We start from the raw sequence: 19,378 nt of genomic DNA on the forward strand, positions 1-19,378 counted from the left end.
AAAGTGTAACCAAAGCATGCCTCCAAGATTTAAACCAACTTTCAACAGATTTAGTAAACAATAAAGGTGTAATGTCAGAGTGTATGAAAACTAAGTAAAAAAATGGTATAATTAATATGAACTGTTGAAGGAAATATTGCGTGGCATTGATCCTTTACGAAAATAAAATTTGAAAGGAAGTATCAAATGGCAAAAGTAATTTTAAGAGGTTTAACAACAGGATTAATTCTACAAATAGCAATAGGACCTGTGTTTTTCTTTCTAGTTAATATTGCCCTTCAAAAATCTTTAGTAGATGGATTGTTTGCAGTTTTTGCTGTAACAATTGTGGATTACTTATATATCGTATTAGCTATCGCTGGAATAGGTAGATTATTAGAAAAAAAAAAGGTTAAAAAAATTTTGGTATTTATAAGTTCTGTTGTTCTTATTGGTTTTGGGTTTTATATGGCAGTAAGTGTTTTAGATTCTGTTGATATAAATATGACTATAAACCATTCATCAAATGTATATCAAAGTTTTATTTCAGCATTTATATTGACAATATCTAGTCCTTTAACAATTCTATTTTGGACTAGTGTTTTTGCAGCAAGGTCAGTTGAATATTCTTTAACAAAAAAAGAGTTAATAGCATTTGGATTATCAGCAGGATTTGCTACCCCACTTTTCTTGAGTTTTTCTATACTTATTATAACAATATTAAAATCATCAATTTCCCCATTGATTGTTCAAATAGCTAACATGTTAGTCGCGTTAGTATTAATGGGTTACGGAATAATGAGAATTATAAAAATAATAAGGATAAAATCTTAAGGCCCGGATGATTATTATTTAATTTTACAACTTTTCAACCCTGCCCCCTTATACCCACTGACTACTCCTTACACCCCAAAATTTATATGAAACATTGATTTAGTGTTGTTAACCTATCTAATTTACTGAACCCATTTTTACCTCTTTCATCTCAAAAGCTTAGAGATATGATAAATTTAGATAGGGCTGAGTGGTTATATATAGAGCTAGAGGCAAAAAGCCCTATCCGGGATGCAAAAATATTGTTTAAGAGAATAGATAAAAAACGGATTAAAGAAGAAAGAGAGAGATTATTAATGAATGAAATTAGAGGTATATTTTTCTGAGAATTATTAACTGAAGTTGAAATTAGTTTAGGAAAGGATTATAATTGAAGTAAATTCTCAGGGAAGGGTGAAATTCCCTATCGGCGGTAAGTATACAATTAGTATACAAGCCCGCAAGCGTTTGCCATTTATTTGGCAAAGCCAGCAGATTTGGTGAAAATCCAAGGCCGACGGTAAAGTCCGGATGAAAGAGGATGGAATATTATTGTAAATTAGTATTATGTCAAGAATAGTTACCTACATATATCTATTTATAGTATTTCTATTTTTTATCATAATCCCTGAGAATATAATTTAAATTTAGGGGGTATTATGATGGATTTATTAACAACAGAATTTGGAAACTCAGAGGAAAGGATTAAAAACGCTTTGGATAGTTTGCAGAGCAATAATGGAATTTTGCTAGTAGATGATGAGGACAGAGAGAATGAAGGAGACCTTATTTTTCCGGCAGAAACGATTAATGTATCTCAAATGGCTATGTTAATAAGAGAATGTAGTGGTATTGTTTGTTTATGTATGACAAAACAAAAATTAGACCAATTGAATTTAAAGCAGATGGTTACTAATAATACCAGCAAATATCAAACTGCATTTACTGTATCAATTGAAGCTGCTTCTGGAGTAACAACAGGTGTTTCGGCCTCTGACAGGGTAACTACAATTCATACTGCAGTAAAAGCCGACTGTAAAAAGGGAGAGTTGTGTTCTCCTGGTCATGTTTTTCCTCTTTGCGCAAAAGAGGGAGGGGTTTTTACTAGAAAAGGTCATACTGAGGGAACAGTAGACCTCATGAAACTGGCAGGACATAAACCGGCAGGAATCTTATGTGAATTGACTAATCTTGATGGAAGTATGGCTAAGCTTCCAGAGATTGTAGACTTTGCGAAAAAAAATAATTTACCAGTGGTATCTATAGAAGATATTATTCAATATCGTAAGTTAAATGGGAAATTAGTATAGTCATTTTAAGTTCAATTAATTTGTAAAATATAGAACAGACGTAATTTATAAAAACCAGGAATGGCACAGCAAATTATTGCTGTGCCTTCATTATAAGGAGAGATTTTAATGCAAAATATATATGATAATAATGAATTTTATAATTCTTATCTAAAATTGAGAGAAAATAATGCAGGATTAAATGAAGTTTTAGAAATCCCTGCATTTAGGTCACTACTTCCGGATTTAGATAATAAAACAATTCTCGATTTAGGTTGTGGATATGGTGAGAACTGTAAATGGTATATAAATAAAGGTGCTAAAAAAGTAATAGGAATTGATATATCAAAAAATATGATAGAAAAGGCCAAAAAAGAATACAGTGATGATAAAATTGAATATAAGAATGTTCCAATGGAAGAATTATGATTTACATCCTTTAGTAAGAAAAAATCTAATATTGATAAATAATAAATTGTTAATGGTCTCTGCTTTCTGGCCAGTATTCTAAGTAACTGATATGTTCTGGTGTGAATACAGCTGAAGAGGAGAGATTTTTTTTATTTTATTACTAAATAATAGGACTTTATAATTGACAAACATATAAAAGTTGTAATACAATTTATATAAATTAGCAAAATATTACAATATAATAATTCAGCTAAAGGATATTTTTACGAATTATGATAGGCGAATTAATGGTATAGATTTGTAAGATGAAAGTATGTTTGCATAAAGTATAGTTATTTACAATTGTTACATTATCAAAAATCAAGAACTATCTGTGTTGGTAAATAAAGGGATAGTGTTTGAGGGTGTAAATATGGATCGAAAAAAAGGGATTGCATATTGTGGTCTGGCTTGTGCTGTTTGCAGTGAAAATAAAAATTGTGCTGGATGTCGGAACGGAGATTGTGAAAATGAGGATAGCTGTAAAAACTTTCAGTGTTGTAAAACGAAGGGATTAGAAGGATGTTGGAAATGCAATGAATTTCCCTGCAGAGGAAGTATGTTAGATAAGATAAGGATAAGGGCTTTTGCAAAATTTATTAAATATTATAGTGTAGAATATCTTTTAGACTGTCTTGATAAAAACGAGAAAAGAGGTATTGTATATCATTATCCAGGTAAATTAACAGGTGATTATGATCTGCCTGACACAGAAGATGATATTATTGATATGATTTTAAACGGTAAATAGAGTTAAATAAATGTTATTAAGACTGAAAGATTTTACTGATTAACGACTAATAAGTAGAAGTAAATAGATTGAATGATATTTTGTTTTACTGTTTAAGCTTTATCTTTATTTAAGCGGAAATTAAAACACATAATTAGGTTGGTGAATTTATGAAAGATATAAGAATCCTTTTTGCTGATGATGAAAGTGAAATAAGGGAACTACTTGTAAAATATTTAAGTAGAGAAGGTTATCGGCTTGATACAGTTCCTGATGGAGAGAGGGCTGTGAAGTTATTTAAAAAAAGAGAGTATAATCTGGTAATACTGGATATCATGCTGCCAGGTATTGATGGTATTGAAGTCTGTAAATTGATCAGAGATAGGGCAAATATCCCTATTATTATGCTTACTGCTAAGGATAGTGAGGTTGATAGGGTTCTTGGTCTGAGGATTGGAGCTGATGATTATATTACAAAGCCTTTTTCAATGGAGGAACTTATTGCCAGATCTGGCTAGATATCTGGTATATAAAGATGGAGAGGAAATCAAATTAACATCTACTGAATTTAAGATTTTAAAATTACTAATAGCTGATCCAGGAAAGGTGTATACAAAGAAACAGATATTAAACAAGGTCTGGGGTGATGATTATCTTGAAGCTGCTAAATAAATGATTTATAGTTATAGAAATTCCCACCAAAATACTAAACAAGTATTTTGGTGGGAGGGTATTATAGTAAAAGTAGGGTTATTCTATTTAATCATAAATAATACTTTCCCAGGTATTATCAGATTTTAAAGTTACTGTTGCATTATATTTATTCATAGGATATTCTATTTTAAGTGATTTATTAACCAGCTGTTGTGTATTTAATATTTCACCTTGATCAAATATACCATAGGTTACCCAATATTGTGGTTTTGGCTGTATAACTAAATCTACATTTGGTTCAGCTTCCCATATAAAAGTTCCGAAACCTGACATACCTATACCAACAGAAGCTTCTCCACCTGGAATTAATCCACTTTCTTCTATAATTAATTCCCCGGAGTGTATCGAATCAGTAACTTGATTTTTAAATAAGTACCCATATTTATTTTTATCTAGCTCTATTTTATTATTTGCCTTAACATCTGTATTCACAATTTGTGTTGCTTTAAAAATGACTCCTGGTTTTAAATCCCCTTCTTCTGACCATACAAAATTATAATTAACATTCCAGCCGAATTCCACTTCAGTGTTTGGATTAGATCCCTTTGTGAACCAGGCAAGACTCATAGCACCCATTTCTTCTAAATCAGGTTGTTTTTGATAAACAGCTAGATCACCTTTAAATGTTCCTTTATTTTTTACGGTCAATTTGTATTCTGCCATTTTAATTCCTCCTTATTTAATATACTTAGGGATATGTTTTTCCCTAATAAAGCAAGTCTAAAAAGATATAGACCTTTAATTGTAAATAATATTTTCCCAGGTATTATTTGAACTTAAAGTGACAATCGCATTGTACTTATTAGTAGGAAATTCAATCTGGATAGCCCGGTCAACAAGTTGCTGAGTATTTAAAATTTCTCCTTGGTTAAATGTCCCATAGCATACCCAATACTGTGGTTTTGGTTGTATGTTTAAATCTACATTTGGTTCGCTTGACCAGACTAATGTTCCAATGCCTGACATACCAATTCCTATAGATGCTTCATTACCAGGTATCGAATTGTCTTCTTCAATTATTAATTGGCCTGTATGCATTGTATCAGTAACCTGGTTTGTAAAGAAATATCCATATTTGTTTTTTTCTAATGTTATTTTATTATTTGTTCTTAAATTAGCCGGTATAGTTTGAGAAGCACTAAAAACAACTTCTGGTTCTAATACATTTTTTTCTGACCATATAAACCAGTAATCTTCAACCCAATTAAATTCTAATTTTGTGCCAGGGTTAGTCCCTTTTGTCAGCCAGGCAAGAGACATAGCGCCTATAGCTTCTAAATCAGGTTGTTTTTGAAAAATTGATATATTCCCCCTAAATGTTCCACCATTTATGATTGTTATTGTCCGTTGGTCCATTGTTTCACCTCCCTTCGCTTGTAGTTTTTAATTTTTGACCTAATGATAAAGTATGTATTATATAAATATTATTTTGTTTTATTTACCTTATTAGACTCATTTATTAATCAAATATTCCCTAATGTTCTTTAAGGCTCTATTTTTGGCTCTGTTTACAGATTGTCTAGATACATTTAGCATTTTTCCAATCTCTTTTTCTGAATAACCTTCAATAAATTTTTTTTTAGAATATTTCTTTGTAAATCAGTTATTACAAGTGAATTTAGTATTATTTTAAGAATTATTTCAGTATCCTTTTCAGAAGCCTTAGTCGTTAAAACATATGAATTCATAATAAATTCTCTGTTTGTTTCTTTATATTTTCTATACAAGTCTGTTTTTTTGTTATGGATTGCTTTAGATATGTAATTTACAGCTTGTCCATTGTGATTGAAATTTTTCACTTTAAAGTCTCTAATTAATTCAATAAAAAATATAATTAAATCAGTTTTTGCTTCTTCATAGGGTAATTGAAAACTGCATTTTTTTATTAATGGGTCAAATATATTCAGTAGTTTAACCAATGAATCTTCATCACCTTTATTTGCTTTTTTAATTATATCCAACAATTTAGATTTTCACCTCCTAACATATTATGAAAAAATATAATCTTTTTATTAATTAATAACGTATAAAGCACTTAATTTGTAAACCCATTAATTTGATAAATTATCAAAATATACCAGGAAGTGCAGCTTTAAAACTATGGGTACGAATATGAATATCAAATAAAGATTAATGAGTAGTTTTATACTAGTGTGTTATATTTTATTATTTTTGGATATTTTATCATATTATGATATTTTCTAAAATATTAAAGGAGAAAAATTAAATAAAATTGTGGGAAATTATATTGAGGTTTTTCCTCTAATTACAAGATGTAGCATTTTCACACAAAGGAAGATAAACGCATTATCAATAAAATCAGCTTTATAAGCGGGAATATTTTTTTAAAATCTTAAAACATGTTATAATAAACATGAGGTAATAAATTATGAAATGGCAAGATGTTAGAAAATTATATCCTGATCAGTTTGTGAAGATAGAAGTTCTAGATTCTCATACTGAAAGGAGAAAACAATTTGTTGATGATGTAGCTGTTATAGAACCTGTCAATGAATCAAACGCAACCAAAGAATTATTAAATTCAAAAAATAACACTTTAGTTTATCATACATCAAAAGAAAATATTGTTTTGGAAATAAGAGACGGATTAGGATTAAGGAGAGTTATCCAATGAAGTTGGAATATAGAGCTGGTTTAATATTTACAACTATAAAAATAGTTTATGAGGGAAGATCAAAACAAATAATATTGTTCTCGATACCGGAGCTACTAAATCTTTAATTTCACAGGAGATAGTAGATGATATTGGAATTAGAGTAGATTTATGAAAAATATAGATAAAATAGTTTTAGATGATTATGTTTGTGAAAACATTAATCTGGATTTTTCAAGACTTGATTATAAAGATATTAATGGACTTTTAGGACTAGACATACTAATAAATGGTGGATTTCTAGTGATTTAGAAGAAATGGAATTAAAGAAGATTAGAAATAGAAACTAAAAGAATTATTTTTGGGGGGATATTTTGAAAGCAACCTGGTTTACCGTTGAAGAAGTTGATAATAAAACATTTGCAATAAGTGAATATAATCATTGGGAAAAAGTACATTCATATCTAATCTTAGGAAATAAAACCGCATGTTTAATTGATACGGGTTTAGGTATAGGTAATATAAAACAAATTACAGATAGTCTAACTGATTTACCTGTAAAAGTCATTACTACTCATGTGCATTGGGATCATATTGGAGGTCATAGTTTATTTGATAATATTAGTGTTCATGAAAATGATGTTGAATGGATGAGGAATGGTATTCCAGTTCCGATTGATAATATCAAAATAAATTTAGTAAAAGGAGTTAGAAAAGAATTATTGCCTGAAAACTTTAATGTAAATGATTATGATATATTTACGGGAGAACCGAGGTATATACTTAATGATGGCGAAAAAATAAATTTAGGGAATAGGGAATTATTAGTATTACATACACCAGGACATTCACCTGGTCATATATGTTTATATGAAAAAGAACGTGGTTATTTATATACTGGAGATTTGCTTTATAAAGGAACATTATATGCTTTTTACCCAAGTACTAACCCAAATGATTATTATAAATCTATAATAAAGATCAGCAAATTAGATTATGTAGATAAGATATTACCTGGTCATAATGATATTGTTGTTAATAAAAAACTCATAATAGAAATAAGACAAGCTTTCGAAGAGTTAAAAGAAAAAGACTTGCTGAAACATGGTAGTGGATTGCATGAATATAGTTCTTTTAAAATTAAGCTATAAAGTTTCTGTATACTTCAAATAACAAATTAGACAGTCGATCTTGCTGCAGAAATCAAAAGAATTGTTAATATACCTGTCTTTATAATGAACAAAATAAATGACCTAAGAATGGTCTACGTTATCTCATGTATACGATTTTTCTTTTCATGATACAGCCGATTTGTTAGATGAAATCCTTTCAGCACATCTGGAAGTAAATTTTGTTCAGTTACAGTTAAACTATCTGGATTGGGATAATGAGAGCATTCAATCTGGAAAATGCTATGAGGTGGCAAAGAAGCACAATAAGCTGGTTTAAACAACTAGAGATTACATTTTCTTCTTTATCAAGAAAAGACAGAACATTGTTGACAACCCCTTAATATTAATATATAATATCTTTTGTAATAAATAACTAAATAAGAGATTCCAATAATAGCATTGGGGAGTAGTTTGTTAGGTGAAATCAACATAGTGGCTCTAAAGCCTGGTTTTACTGGCAGTGTATATTCTTCTGTTTAACGAGACCTTTGGTACTTTTACTAGTATCAGCAGGTCTTTTTTTATGTTAAAAAATATTAGTTATAAATTGGGGGTATTTATATGTTAGTAGATAAGATTTTTATTTTTGGATTGGCTTTATCACTTGATGCCTTTGGGGTAGCAATGGGGGTAGGTTGCGGAAAAAAGCTAAATTTACAGGAAGGGGCTTCAATTGTGTTTTCCTTTGGACTTTTTCAGTGCCTTTTTGTTTTCCTGGGAGGAATATTTGGTAATTTTATTAATAGTAATTTATTTGAAATTTCCGGGGTGTTTAGTGGGATAGTTATATTGATTTTAGGTTTTTTACTGATAAAAGAAGGTTATAAGAATGAAGAGGAATGTACTTGCTATAATTTAAACTTCTGGAAATATATAGTATTAAGTATTAGTGTTAGTATTGATGCACTGGGTGTTGGTTTTTCAATTTTATATAAATATCCTATTTATATACTGTTTATTAATTCACTAATTGTAGGTGCTGTAACACTGGTATTAACCTTTATTTCGTTGAAAACAGTTAAACACATTAGAAATTTTAGCCTGGTTGAGAAGTATTCAGCTTATATAGGAGGCATAATTTTAGTATTTTTTGGTATAAGGATGATTATGTAGGTTTTTTAAAATCAGAACCCCATTCCATTACACATCGGTTTTATCTAGAATAATAATGTTGATGGAAGATGATAATAAACAATGTCTAGTTGTAAAAATAATATACAAGATGGATTATTTTATTAAGCAAATATAGGGGGGTGTTATTCTTTAATACTAATTATATTTACATTTTAATGTCCTTGATAGTTGCTGGTTTAGCTTTAATTTTAATACCAAAAAAGGAATATAAACATTACTTTCTATATGGCATGATTTTTGGAGGTGTTGGTGAGGTAATAGTAGTTACTTTTCTAAGATATATAGGATTGGTAAGATATAGGGATATGGGATCATTTAATATATTAGGTTTATTCCCATTCTGGACACCTCTAACTGGTATGTTTGTTTTTATGATTTTCTTTTATTTATTACCTGTCAGAAAAGGATTTTTAATTACATATATAATCTGTTTTTCGGCACTTAATTATGGGACTGGATTAATGTTAAATCAACTAGGTCTATTTGAATATGTAGAAATATATCTATATATAGCCCCTTTTATATCTATTTTATGGTACAGTCTGGCTGCTCATGTTTATTTTAGATCTGGTGGTATTAGATTAAAATAAAGACAGTATATTATCTTTATCAGTTAATGTTTTAAGGAAAGAAAGTAAACCTTTATACATGTTTTATTGATGAGAATTACAAATTAAATACTTAGTAATTTAAAAAGAATATCAAAATTTGAACTTTTTTGTAAAAACTCTCATATAATAAAGAAAACGAAAGGGAGAGTTTAATGTCAGATAAAAAAAATAATGTTACTGAAAATATAAAGACTGGAATGGAGATAAATATTGATTGTGGAGAAGTTCAGACTCATGTTCATGAATTTTTAGGAAGTACTATGCTGGCTTCACCGCCAAAAAGAGAGGAATTGCTGCATAATCATAGATTTGCTGGAGTTACTGGTCCAGTAAAACCTGTCAAAGACAGCCATTTTCATATTATATGTACTAATACTGACTTTTTCTTAAATCATTTTCATCGAGTTGAATTAATGACTGGTCTAGCAATACCAATTTTTGATGATAATAATAAATTTATAGGTCATGTACACGCTATAGTTGGAACAACCTCATGTGATTTCTTCCATGACCATGATTTACAGGCAGTAACTTTGATAGAAGACCCTCTTGTTCCTAATTAAGTATCAATAGTTTATTTTTCAGCCTATAGAAAATAAAGTTCAAAATTTGGAGCTGGGATGTAGATTTAACCATCAAATCCCGAGTATTGTTAGTCAATTGTTAATCAAAAATTTATCTCAAAATTATATTAATTTAATATTAAATCCCCAGGAATTAACCAGGGGATTTAATATTGTTATCCAGAGGTAAAAAAGTTTTTGATTATAATTTTGCGATCTTAATTACAATAGTGAGGCTGAGAAAAGAATCTCTCTATATGATAGCTTTTTTATTTTTTCTATTTCATTAATTTTGAAGTTTTGCTCTTTAAATATTTGAAGATATTCATCTTGCTTTCTAATATATTTACCCCTATCTAAAATCTTCATACAGAAATTATTGAAGAGGTTTTCTTCCCAGAGACAGGGTTCTAAAACGATCAGAATACCGGTATTATCTTTTAAAATTCGCTTGAATTCATTAAGAATAGTTGTAATTTTCTCATTTGATATATGATGTAAAACAGCAATAATCAATATAATATCAATTGAATTATCAAGAGTATTTATTTTGCCATTAAAAATTTCAAACCTATATTCCGGATTATTATATTTTGCATAATTAATCCTTTTCTTATCAATGTCAACTCCCAAATAACTATGGGGTTTGGTAATGAAACAATTAGACCCAATTCCACAGCCAAAATCAAGGATTTTTTTATGTTTAAATTCAAATTTATTTTGGAAGACTTTTAAAGTAAATTTTTTGTTATACCGAGTTGGTCGGACAAGCCAGTTGTATAGTCGAGGAGAAAGTTCCATGCTATTTATCACCCCTATATTATCTAAGAGGGCAGAATATGTGAGGAAAATAATTGTTATAAAGTAATGTTACTAACTGGTTCCAAAAAAGAATCAACTTTAAAGTTTTACGAAAAAGCGGGGTTTGATAGAGAAGTTAAAACAGGATTTTATAAAAAAATATAATTTGTGTCCGTATATGAGTGTTGTGTATTTAATAAACATAAAAGTAGTTCTGATTTTTCAAATTGAAGCTATATCTTAAGAGTTGAGTTCAATTATGATTGATTACCTGATAAAACCTGTAGAACTTCATTAATATCGGGTAGTTCTCCTGAAGGATAAACTTTAAGCCACATTACCTTGCCATTCTCATCGATAATGATATTAGCACGTTCAGATACTCCATTACTTTCGTTAAATATTCCGTAATCTCGGGCAATTTTACCATGAGGCCAGAAGTCAGTCGGAAGGCTGACATTTTCTATTAGAAGTGCTTTTGCCCATATTTCCTTACATGGTTGGGGATCTACACTGAAGCCCAGGGGAATAGTATTGAGATTTTTAAAATTTTGCCAGTTGCTTTCCAATGCCCGCATCTGGTCTGTACAAACCGGTGTCCAGGCTAGTGGATGCCAGGAAAGGAGTACTTTTTTTCCTCTATAAGCTGATAAGCTTATATTTTGATTTTTATTATCCTTTACTGTAAAATCAGGTGCTTCTGTACCTACGGCAATTGGCTCCATAGAATCTTCCTTTCATTTTTTTATCTATTTCCATTTATATAGAATATCCTAAACAAATTTTTTTATGAAAAAAGCAATGTAAATATGTTTAGGGGGAAAATAGTTATAAATTAACCCCTGAGGTTAAATATTATAGAGAAGATGTGTATATCTCACTGGCTACAATAGGTTAATATATTTGAATATCTTCAAATTGAATGATAATATAAGTATATAATTTTTGAAGGAATTTATGTTTTTGCGAAATACATTTTCTGTTCATTTTTTAAAAATTTCATATTTGATTTTAAAAACATATACAAATAATCAGAGTTTGGCTCTGTAGCCCGGGGAGAGGCTGAAGATGGCTTTGATCTTGATTTAGATTTTAATGAGAATTTGAATGTTCTTAATAGGTGAAAATGATTCATTTAGTAGGTGTATAAATATGAAAACGATTTACTCTGGCCCAACTGGTTCTGGAAAAACAACACAATTATTAAATAAATACAAAGAAATAGGTAGTACTCAGGGAACTGATGGATGTCTAGTCCTGCTCAAGAATGCTGCCAGTAAGATGGACTGGCGCAAAAAAGTTGATCTGGAGACCATGGGTATGTTAAATGTCTATACCTATTTTAGTTTTGTACAAAGTGAGATCTCTGCTTACTGGCCCTGGATTGAGATAAAACTGCCTGGTGGTTATACCACCATAGATCCTACCTTTATGAATGTAGAGACCTCACATTATTTAATGAGTAAATATGTAGAGAAGAATAGACAGTATAAGGATATTTTTGATTATATCAGTGCGACTTCGGCTCAGATAGCAGTGCAGTTAATAGATAATCTCAACCAGGCTGCTATGAACAACCTTTCTCTGGAAGAATTAGAGAAGAGACTATTAATCTGGGCTGCAGATGATCAGGAAAAAATCGTGGTACTCAATGAAGCTATTGCCATTATGAAGACCTTCCGTAAGTTCTGTATCGATAACCGGATTCTCGACTATTCTTTAATGGTAGATCTATATAATCAAGAACTGTTGGCCAATAAGGAATACCTGCAACAGTTAAGAGATAGATTCCAATATCTCCTGGTCGATAACCTGGAAAAAACTGTACCTTCAGCCCAGAAGCTGATTTTGTTTTTATTAAAAAATTGTCAAGAAAGCTATTTAACATATAATCCCGAAGAAGGGATTAATAAATTCTTCGGTGGTAATGCAGAACTGGCCCAAGAAGTCTTCTTCCCCTTATGTGAAATAAAAGAATTAGAGGAATCATATACTTCTTCTAAGGCGGCCCGTCAACTGGCCAGCTCTATCTATCAGACCGTCTTTGAAAATAAAGAACTATCAGGTAATGGTTTCATTAAAAAAGAGATTAACAGTGAATTAAGGGGAGATATGTTGCTGGACACAGTTAAGGAAATATTAATACTACTGGAGCAGGGGGCAGCCCCTGACCAGATAGCTATCATTGCTCCCTTGATCGATAAGGTTATGGAATTTACCCTGGAACGCTATCTAAGAGCAGAGGGGTATTCTTTGCTCAATCTAACCAGATCAAAACGCCTGGTAGATATCCCCTTTTCCCAGGCTTTAATTACTTTGACTTTACTGGCCAATCCCGCATGGAGTGCCCAGCTGACCTATTCTTCACTGCAGCAGACCTTGAGTCTGGTCCTAAAATTAGATCCGATCAGAAGTGCTACCTTAACCGATGAAATATTTAAAAATAATCTGCAGTTACCTGATCTGGACCAGCTCGAGCTCAGATCCAGAATAGGATTCGATAATTCAGCTAAATATGATTACTTACAGGAATGGCTCAGAGAAAAACAAACACAGGATCTGGAACTGGAACACTTTTTTCAACTGGTCTTTGCTGAATTACTATCACCCCTGACACCATCCCAGGAAGATATCCTGGCCTGCCGGCAGATGATCGATTCGGTTACTAAATTTAAGAAGGTAGTTAAAAACTTCAAGGATATTCCTGAAGAGGAGCTGGGCAGACACTTTATCGATATGATCTATAATGGTACCCTGGCAGCTGAGGTTTTATATAACTACCCTGAAGAAGAGCAGAAGATAGTCCTCTCAACCCCCTATAAATTTCTTTTCTCCCCTGATATAGACCAGGTAAAATATCTTTTCTGGCTGGATATTTCCAGTGAGAACTGGTTTAGAAGTATTGCCAAAGAACTATTTAATCCCTATATCCTCTCACCCCAGTGGAAGAAAAAGAATAACTGGGATGATCAAACAGACCAGGAACTGCGTAAAGAACAGTTAATAGCCAATCTGCAGAGTATCCTGAGTAAGGCTACAGATGGTCTTTGTCTGGCTGATAGTTATCTCAACAGCAGGGGCTGGGAACAGGAAGGACAGCTATATGAATGGCTGCAGGCAGGAGATCAGGGAGTGAAGTCAAATGATTAAACTACGGTCGGGACAGATTGAAGTTGCTGACTTCCGTCAGGGTTATATGGCTGTGCCGGCTGTACCTGGTGCCGGTAAGACTACAGTTTTAGCCTATCTGGCTGCTAATCTGATCGAAGAAGGGTGGACGGGGAAGGGTAAGATATTAATTGTAACCTATATGAATTCAGCGGTCTCCAATTTCAGAGCAAAAATAGGTGATTATCTGGCAGAACGGGGTCTATCCAGAAATAGGGGGTATGAAGTCCGGACTTTACATTCACTGGCCCTGAATATCTTAAAAGAAAAACCTGAATTCTTATTGATCAATGATCAATTTAATATCATCGAACCTGCCCTGAGAGGTAGATTAATTAAGCAGTTAATTGAAGAGTGGATCAGGGATAATAGCAGAACATTTTTGAAGTATTTTGATTATGATCCTAATAGCCAGGGTTATCAACTGGCAGTTAAACGCTGGAAAGAAGATCATTTCCCCGCCTTAATTAAAGCTATGATCGGCCAGTTTAAACTACACGGGCTAAACCGCGACCAAGTTAGTGAACTTAGAAGAAATTATCGGCAGAATAGCTATCTGGACTGGGCTTTTTCCATTTATATAAATTATGATCGGATTATGCACAAGCAGGGTTTACTGGATTTTGATGACCTGGCTATGCAGGCCCTGCATCTATTAGAAAAGGATCAGCAGTTACTGGCCAGGATGCAGGAGAAATATAGCTATGTCTTTGAAGATGAGGCCCAGGATTCCAATCTACTATTAGGGAAAATACTCTCCTTACTGGCCGGAAAAAAAGGGAATCTGGTCAGGGTGGGTGATTCCAACCAGGCTATCATGGGTACCTTTACTAACGCAGATCCCCAGATATTCAGGAATTTTACTGCCAGAAATGATATTGCTAAACGTTCGATCCTCTATTCCAGTAGAAGTAGTCAGGAGATTATCAAACTGGCCAATTATTTAGTTAAATGGACAGTAAATGATCACCCCCAGCAGGAATGTAAAGAGGCCCTGGAAGAAAAATATATCTATCCGGTAGCAGCTGATGACCCCTATCCCAATCCGCAGACAGATGGTTATACTATTGCCAACAAAGTTTTTAACACTTCCCGGGATGAAATGAAGAATGTCACCCGTTTAGCTGCCCGGCATGTTCAAGAAAATCCTGAGAATACAGTAGCTATTCTGGTACCGGCCAATTATATTATGGAGGAAATTATCGAGGAGCTGGAAGAGCAGGGTGTTAAATATGAGAGTTTAAATGAACCGCTGCAGGAAAAATTGAAGACTATCGAGGATTTTAAAAGGGTACTTTACTATCTGGCTGAACCCAATCGGCAGAAAGTCTTAATTGAGATCCTAAAAGAGGTCTTATTAATAGATTATCTGGAAGAGGGAAAGGACCTGGATTTTCTTGACCAGCTCTCTGAAAAATATAGCGTCGAAGAAATCGTCTATCCAATAGGGGGTTCTGTGCGTTTCCAGGAATATGCCCGGGGGATTGTCTCGGGAGAGATGCTGGCTGAACTGGTAAAAGCTCTGAACCGGCTCAGGTTATGGATCGATGCCAGTGTGGAATTACCCCCTGATGAACTTATTTTACTAATAGCTGAACAGCTGAGATTAAAGGAAGAGGAACTGGCTGTAGCCCAGAATATAGCTCTGCAAATCAAGGCCGAGCTAGATAGTAATCCCCACTGGAAACTCCACGAAATTGCTGATGAATTACCCCGGCTGGAAAATTCCTTTCGTCAGTTTGCCAGAAAGATTTATGAACGGAAGGGCTATGAACCCCAAGCTGGTGTTATAACTATCACTACTTTTCATAAATCGAAAGGACTGGAGTGGGATACGGTCTATATCACTTATCTGACCAATGACAATTTCCCCTCATCTGTTGAGGATAAATTCCGTTCTGAATATTATTATTTAGAAGATGATTATAGTAATCCGGTGGCAAATGCTAAGGCCAGTCTGGAAAATCTAATTTATGACCGAGAAAGTGTTGATCCACAGCAGGAAGCTAATATAGAGTTTATCAAGGAACGACTGCGTTTGTTATATGTTGCTATCACCAGGGCTAAAAAGAATCTGCTCTTAACTGCCCACCGCGAGATTATTTATGACAATGGGGACAGTAAACAGGTCAAACCAGCTAGACCATTTTTAGCACTAAGTAACTTTATTGATAAGGAGAGGGAAGCCTATGCTCAGCACTAATTTAAAGCAATTATATTTCAGTCAATCAGCCCTGGCTATCTATGAAAAATGCCCTTTGAAATTTCGCCGCCGCTATCGGGATGGATTATTCTGGCCTCAGGACTGGGGTGGAGATCTTGAACAGCGGGAAGTAATCGAAACAGGTAAACTATTTCACCGCCTGGCCCAGCGTTACTATGCCCGGGGTGAAGAATTGACAGCAGAATTGCTGACAGTTGACTTGAAAGACTGGTTTAAACGGCTGCGGGGATTCCGGCCTTATAATCAAAGGGATGATTTTTATCCTGAACAGGAGCTTCGTATTAACCGGGATGGTATCAAGTTGGTAGCAAAATTTGATTTATTATACCTGGATAAGACTGCCAACCGTTTTATTATCTATGACTGGAAAACAAATAAAAGACCATTTAGTGAAGAAGATAAATTCAATAATAATCTGCAGAGTATTGTCTACCTCTATGTGCTTACTAAAGCCGGTAATCAGTATTTTCCTGGTAGTAATTTACAGCCTGCTAACATTAGTCTGCTTTACTGGAATCCGCGTTTTCCTAAGAATATAAAAACTGTTGACTATAACCGGCGAAAATTTGCAGAGGATGAAGAATTTTTAACTAAGAAAATAACTCAGATCAAGAATTTAAACTATGCTGATTTTAAGGCAATTAATGATGAAAAGATCTGTAAACATTGTGAATACCGGCCGATCTGCTTTGGCAAAAAACCGGAATTAATAGTACTGGAAGAAGATGACCTGGATTTGGAGCTGGACTGGGAGATTATTGAAGAAATACAGTTTTAGCTTAATACAGAGGAATGGTTGAGGGGATAGAATGAAAACAGCAATTAATTATCAAAAAGATATCTATATACCGGAATGGTTAGAGCGAGAGCTGGATGGTAATCAGCTACTGGCCAGGATATTATTACAGAGAGGCATTAATAGCCAAGAAAAAGTCAAACGTTTTCTGGATCCTGAACATTATCAGGCAACTGTTCCAGCTGAGTTTCCCGGGATGGAAGAGGCCGTGGATAGGATATTAACTGCAGTTAAAGCTAAGAAAAAGATTTGTATTTATGGTGATTATGATGTAGATGGTGTAACCTCAACGGTGATTCTGCTGGATCTGCTCAATAAAATAAAGGGGCAGGCTGTATACCATCTACCTGATAGATTTAAAGAGGGTTATGGGATGAATAAAGCAGTGCTCAGGAGACTGGCCGGAGAAGTAGACTTAATTATTACCTGTGACTGTGGTATCTCCAATCAGGAAGAGATTGCTCTGGCTAAAGAACTGGGTCTGGAGGTAATCGTAACAGACCATCACCAGTTACCAGATAAACTTCCGCCAGCTGACCTTATTCTCTCACCTAAACTACTGGCTGGGGATCATCAGGCCCTTAATATTCCCGGGGCCGGTATGGTTTATTTGTTAGTTGTTGCAATTTTGAAGAGACTGGGAAGGGAAGAGGAAAGCAAGGATTTTCTGGATTTATTATCTCTGGCCATTGTTGCTGATGTGGTCCCCTTACTGGAAGAAAACCGTTACCTTTTACAGCTAGGTTTACCAGAACTGGTTAATACGAAAAGACCTGGTCTAATTGAATTATTTAAAGTGGCCGGTATAGCTGATCCCCAAAATATGACTGAAGAAGATATTGCCTTCAGAATAGCACCTAGGCTTAATTCCGCTGGTCGAATATTAAAAGCAGATATGGCAGTAGAATTATTGTTAGTAGATGAAGCATTTTTAGCCCGGAAAAAAGCTATAGAACTGGAAGCAGTTAATCAGCGCCGGAAAAAATTACAGGATAAAGTAATTGAGGAAGCCCTGGAGATGCTGGGAGAAAACAGAGACAGGAAGTCGATTGTTTTATATCGTCCTCACTGGAAGCAAGGTGTTATTGGTATTGCTGCTGGCAGGTTGTGTGAGGATTACCAGGTTCCAGTTTTATTAATGTGTCAGAAAGATGATGGTCAGACCGTGACTGGTTCTGCCCGTTCTATTCCCGGTATTAATATTTTTCAGCAGTTAAAAGAATGCGAAAGATATCTGACTAAATATGGTGGCCATGCTGGAGCTGCTGGTTTTTCTCTGCAACGAGACAATCTGACCGGTTTTAGTAAGAATATAAGTAGTCTTTTAGCTAAAGAGTTAGCTGAAAAAGAAACAGATCGAGTGATTGATATTGATGGGGAATTATCTCTGGATAAAGTTGGCAAGAAGGATTATTATGCTTTAAGAAGACTGGCCCCCTTTGGGGAACAGAATCCAAAACCTAAATTTATCGCTTATGATACAGAACTTATTCATAGTAGGACTACTAGCGGTGATCGCCATCTGCGTTTGATTCTGGCCCAGAATGGAGTGCAACATTCTGCTATCTGGTGGTGGGCTGGCAAGAAGAAACTGGCTAAGAAAGTTGATCTAATCTATTCCCTGGACATCAATGATTTTCAGGGAGAAAGAATACTACAACTGCTTGTTGATGATATCTTGACTGAAAACAGACAAGTTGAAGAGGTAGTGGAAAAAAGTAATGGTCTGGAATTTGAGCTGCTTGATTACCGAAACTGGCAGGGCAAGAAATTGGAGCTACCTGTTTTTGCTGATGCTGCTTATTATTATGAGGGAATAAATAAGATAAAAGATAAGGAGATAATTAACCGTTATCAGCTGACTGATAAAAAGACCCTGGTTTTATTAAGCTGTCCACCTTCACTGGAGATATTTAGGGAATTAATCTATACCAATAGACCTGCAAAACTGGTGCTGGCTTTTTCAAAAATTGATATTACTGGTAGTACTTTTTTGCAGCAGCTGACTGGCTTAATAAAGTATATAATAAATAAAAAAGGTGGACAGCTAGATGTCTATCAAATAGCCGTACTAACCAGTCAACTGGAGAGTACTATTGTGGCAGGTCTGCAGTACCTTGAGGCTAAAGGATATATTAGTTTAAATAGTTTTAATCCCAGATATTATATTGTTAGAAATGGGGAAGGCAAGGTAAAGCATGAAAATAAAATGTACCTTAAAAATATCAAAGATCTTATTTCAGAAACAAGGTCATTTATAAAATATATCCTTTCAATGGATCTATCAATTATAAAAAATTTGATTGGTTAATTTTAGTTA

General features: G+C 33.5%; 23 protein-coding genes, 2 pseudogenes and 1 riboswitch. Of the genes and pseudogenes, 19 read left to right on the top strand and 6 right to left on the bottom strand.

Annotated features, from left to right (window positions below):
- The first annotated feature begins 186 nt into the window (after nucleotides 1-186).
- The 7 genes from D7D81_RS08370 (at nucleotide 187) to D7D81_RS19830 (ending at nucleotide 3,933) form a co-directional block, all read left to right on the top strand.
- Nucleotides 187-813, top strand: a complete 627-nt coding sequence (locus tag D7D81_RS08370; protein WP_125989060.1) for a LysE family translocator — start codon at nucleotides 187-189, stop codon at nucleotides 811-813.
- A gap of 167 nt (nucleotides 814-980) precedes the next feature.
- Nucleotides 981-1,139, top strand: coding sequence for a hypothetical protein (locus D7D81_RS19505; protein WP_164522178.1), 159 nt, complete (start codon nucleotides 981-983; stop codon nucleotides 1,137-1,139).
- Nucleotides 1,140-1,188: 49 nt separating this feature from the next.
- Nucleotides 1,189-1,339, top strand: a riboswitch (FMN riboswitch).
- A 112-nt stretch (nucleotides 1,340-1,451) separates the two neighbouring features.
- Complete coding sequence (gene ribB / locus D7D81_RS08375; protein WP_125989062.1) at nucleotides 1,452-2,102, top strand: 3,4-dihydroxy-2-butanone-4-phosphate synthase; 651 nt, start codon at nucleotides 1,452-1,454, stop codon at nucleotides 2,100-2,102.
- A 108-nt stretch (nucleotides 2,103-2,210) separates the two neighbouring features.
- The gene (locus D7D81_RS08380; RefSeq protein ID WP_125989064.1) at nucleotides 2,211-2,510 is read left to right on the top strand and encodes a class I SAM-dependent methyltransferase; all 300 of its coding nucleotides are present in this window, start codon (nucleotides 2,211-2,213) and stop codon (nucleotides 2,508-2,510) included.
- A gap of 394 nt (nucleotides 2,511-2,904) precedes the next feature.
- Complete coding sequence (locus D7D81_RS20375) at nucleotides 2,905-3,282, top strand: DUF3795 domain-containing protein (RefSeq protein WP_125989067.1); 378 nt, start codon at nucleotides 2,905-2,907, stop codon at nucleotides 3,280-3,282.
- Between the two features lie 149 nt (nucleotides 3,283-3,431).
- Nucleotides 3,432-3,779 carry a response regulator gene (locus tag D7D81_RS08390; RefSeq protein ID WP_205739391.1) on the top strand — a complete coding sequence of 116 codons (348 nt, stop codon included), beginning with the start codon at nucleotides 3,432-3,434 and terminating at the stop codon, nucleotides 3,777-3,779.
- Complete coding sequence (locus D7D81_RS19830; protein ID WP_205739392.1) at nucleotides 3,763-3,933, top strand: winged helix-turn-helix domain-containing protein; 171 nt, start codon at nucleotides 3,763-3,765, stop codon at nucleotides 3,931-3,933. Before D7D81_RS08390 ends, D7D81_RS19830 begins: the two co-directional genes overlap by 17 nt.
- An 87-nt stretch (nucleotides 3,934-4,020) precedes the next feature.
- Here the strand turns inward: D7D81_RS19830 and D7D81_RS08395 are convergent, their stop codons facing one another.
- The 4 genes from D7D81_RS08395 to D7D81_RS08410 form a co-directional block, all read right to left on the bottom strand.
- Complete coding sequence (locus tag D7D81_RS08395) at nucleotides 4,021-4,638, bottom strand: RhiA family protein (RefSeq protein ID WP_125989069.1); 618 nt, start codon at nucleotides 4,636-4,638, stop codon at nucleotides 4,021-4,023.
- Nucleotides 4,639-4,713: 75 nt separating this feature from the next.
- Nucleotides 4,714-5,331 (bottom strand): RhiA family protein, encoded by a 618-nt coding sequence (locus tag D7D81_RS08400; protein WP_125989071.1) that lies wholly within the window; start codon nucleotides 5,329-5,331, stop codon nucleotides 4,714-4,716.
- Nucleotides 5,332-5,427: 96 nt separating this feature from the next.
- Complete coding sequence (locus D7D81_RS20255; RefSeq protein WP_353622118.1) at nucleotides 5,428-5,511, bottom strand: hypothetical protein; 84 nt, start codon at nucleotides 5,509-5,511, stop codon at nucleotides 5,428-5,430.
- Complete coding sequence (locus tag D7D81_RS08410) at nucleotides 5,505-5,939, bottom strand: helix-turn-helix domain-containing protein (protein ID WP_125989073.1); 435 nt, start codon at nucleotides 5,937-5,939, stop codon at nucleotides 5,505-5,507. The genes D7D81_RS20255 and D7D81_RS08410 overlap by 7 nt, the downstream gene beginning before the upstream one ends.
- 425 nt (nucleotides 5,940-6,364) lie before the next feature.
- Here D7D81_RS08410 and D7D81_RS08415 point away from each other — a divergent pair, with 425 nt between their 5' ends.
- The 7 genes and pseudogenes from D7D81_RS08415 (at nucleotide 6,365) to D7D81_RS08445 (ending at nucleotide 10,069) form a co-directional block, all read left to right on the top strand.
- Nucleotides 6,365-6,610 carry a hypothetical protein gene (locus D7D81_RS08415; RefSeq protein WP_125989075.1) on the top strand — a complete coding sequence of 82 codons (246 nt, stop codon included), beginning with the start codon at nucleotides 6,365-6,367 and terminating at the stop codon, nucleotides 6,608-6,610.
- A 150-nt stretch (nucleotides 6,611-6,760) separates the two neighbouring features.
- Entirely contained in the window at nucleotides 6,761-6,901 is a 141-nt protein-coding gene (locus tag D7D81_RS19835; RefSeq protein WP_205739393.1) for a hypothetical protein, read from the top strand.
- A 62-nt stretch (nucleotides 6,902-6,963) separates the two neighbouring features.
- Nucleotides 6,964-7,740: an MBL fold metallo-hydrolase gene (locus D7D81_RS08425; RefSeq protein ID WP_125989077.1), complete on the top strand. Its 777-nt coding sequence runs from the start codon at nucleotides 6,964-6,966 to the stop codon at nucleotides 7,738-7,740.
- Nucleotides 7,741-7,876: 136 nt separating this feature from the next.
- Nucleotides 7,877-8,035: pseudogene (locus tag D7D81_RS20260) on the top strand (aldo/keto reductase); the annotation flags it as partial.
- A gap of 287 nt (nucleotides 8,036-8,322) precedes the next feature.
- On the top strand, nucleotides 8,323-8,874 hold the full coding sequence (locus D7D81_RS08435) for a manganese efflux pump MntP (RefSeq protein ID WP_125989079.1): 552 nt from the start codon (nucleotides 8,323-8,325) through the stop codon (nucleotides 8,872-8,874).
- A 176-nt stretch (nucleotides 8,875-9,050) separates the two neighbouring features.
- A complete protein-coding gene (locus D7D81_RS08440; RefSeq protein WP_125989081.1) occupies nucleotides 9,051-9,485 on the top strand; it encodes a hypothetical protein in 435 nt (144 codons plus the stop codon).
- Between the two features lie 173 nt (nucleotides 9,486-9,658).
- Nucleotides 9,659-10,069, top strand: a complete 411-nt coding sequence (locus tag D7D81_RS08445) for a YmaF family protein (protein ID WP_205739394.1) — start codon at nucleotides 9,659-9,661, stop codon at nucleotides 10,067-10,069.
- Nucleotides 10,070-10,291: 222 nt separating this feature from the next.
- Here the strand turns inward: D7D81_RS08445 and D7D81_RS08450 are convergent, their stop codons facing one another.
- On the bottom strand, nucleotides 10,292-10,870 hold the full coding sequence (locus tag D7D81_RS08450; RefSeq protein ID WP_125989083.1) for a class I SAM-dependent methyltransferase: 579 nt from the start codon (nucleotides 10,868-10,870) through the stop codon (nucleotides 10,292-10,294).
- A 36-nt stretch (nucleotides 10,871-10,906) separates the two neighbouring features.
- Here D7D81_RS08450 and D7D81_RS20265 point away from each other — a divergent pair.
- Nucleotides 10,907-11,035 (top strand): annotated as a pseudogene (locus D7D81_RS20265) (GNAT family N-acetyltransferase); the annotation flags it as partial.
- 92 nt (nucleotides 11,036-11,127) lie between these two features.
- Here D7D81_RS20265 and D7D81_RS08460 read toward each other — a convergent pair.
- Nucleotides 11,128-11,595, bottom strand: coding sequence for a redoxin domain-containing protein (locus tag D7D81_RS08460; protein WP_125989085.1), 468 nt, complete (start codon nucleotides 11,593-11,595; stop codon nucleotides 11,128-11,130).
- A gap of 427 nt (nucleotides 11,596-12,022) precedes the next feature.
- On the opposite strand from D7D81_RS08460, the gene D7D81_RS08465 reads away from it, so the two are divergent.
- Genes D7D81_RS08465 through recJ form a run of 4 tightly spaced genes read left to right on the top strand, consistent with a single transcriptional unit; the run spans nucleotide 12,023 to nucleotide 19,369 of the window.
- Nucleotides 12,023-14,020 carry a UvrD-helicase domain-containing protein gene (locus tag D7D81_RS08465; RefSeq protein WP_164522180.1) on the top strand — a complete coding sequence of 666 codons (1,998 nt, stop codon included), beginning with the start codon at nucleotides 12,023-12,025 and terminating at the stop codon, nucleotides 14,018-14,020.
- Nucleotides 14,013-16,241: an ATP-dependent helicase gene (locus D7D81_RS08470; RefSeq protein ID WP_125989089.1), complete on the top strand. Its 2,229-nt coding sequence runs from the start codon at nucleotides 14,013-14,015 to the stop codon at nucleotides 16,239-16,241. Before D7D81_RS08465 ends, D7D81_RS08470 begins: the two co-directional genes overlap by 8 nt.
- Entirely contained in the window at nucleotides 16,228-17,040 is an 813-nt protein-coding gene (locus tag D7D81_RS08475) for a PD-(D/E)XK nuclease family protein (RefSeq protein ID WP_125989091.1), read from the top strand. Before D7D81_RS08470 ends, D7D81_RS08475 begins: the two co-directional genes overlap by 14 nt.
- A gap of 31 nt (nucleotides 17,041-17,071) precedes the next feature.
- Nucleotides 17,072-19,369: a single-stranded-DNA-specific exonuclease RecJ gene (gene recJ / locus D7D81_RS08480; RefSeq protein ID WP_125989093.1), complete on the top strand. Its 2,298-nt coding sequence runs from the start codon at nucleotides 17,072-17,074 to the stop codon at nucleotides 19,367-19,369.
- Nucleotides 19,370-19,378 lie beyond the last annotated feature (9 nt).

Source organism: Halocella sp. SP3-1, from assembly GCF_003953885.1.
In the GTDB taxonomy this organism is placed as follows: domain Bacteria; phylum Bacillota; class Halanaerobiia; order Halanaerobiales; family DTU029; genus Iocasia; species Iocasia fonsfrigidae.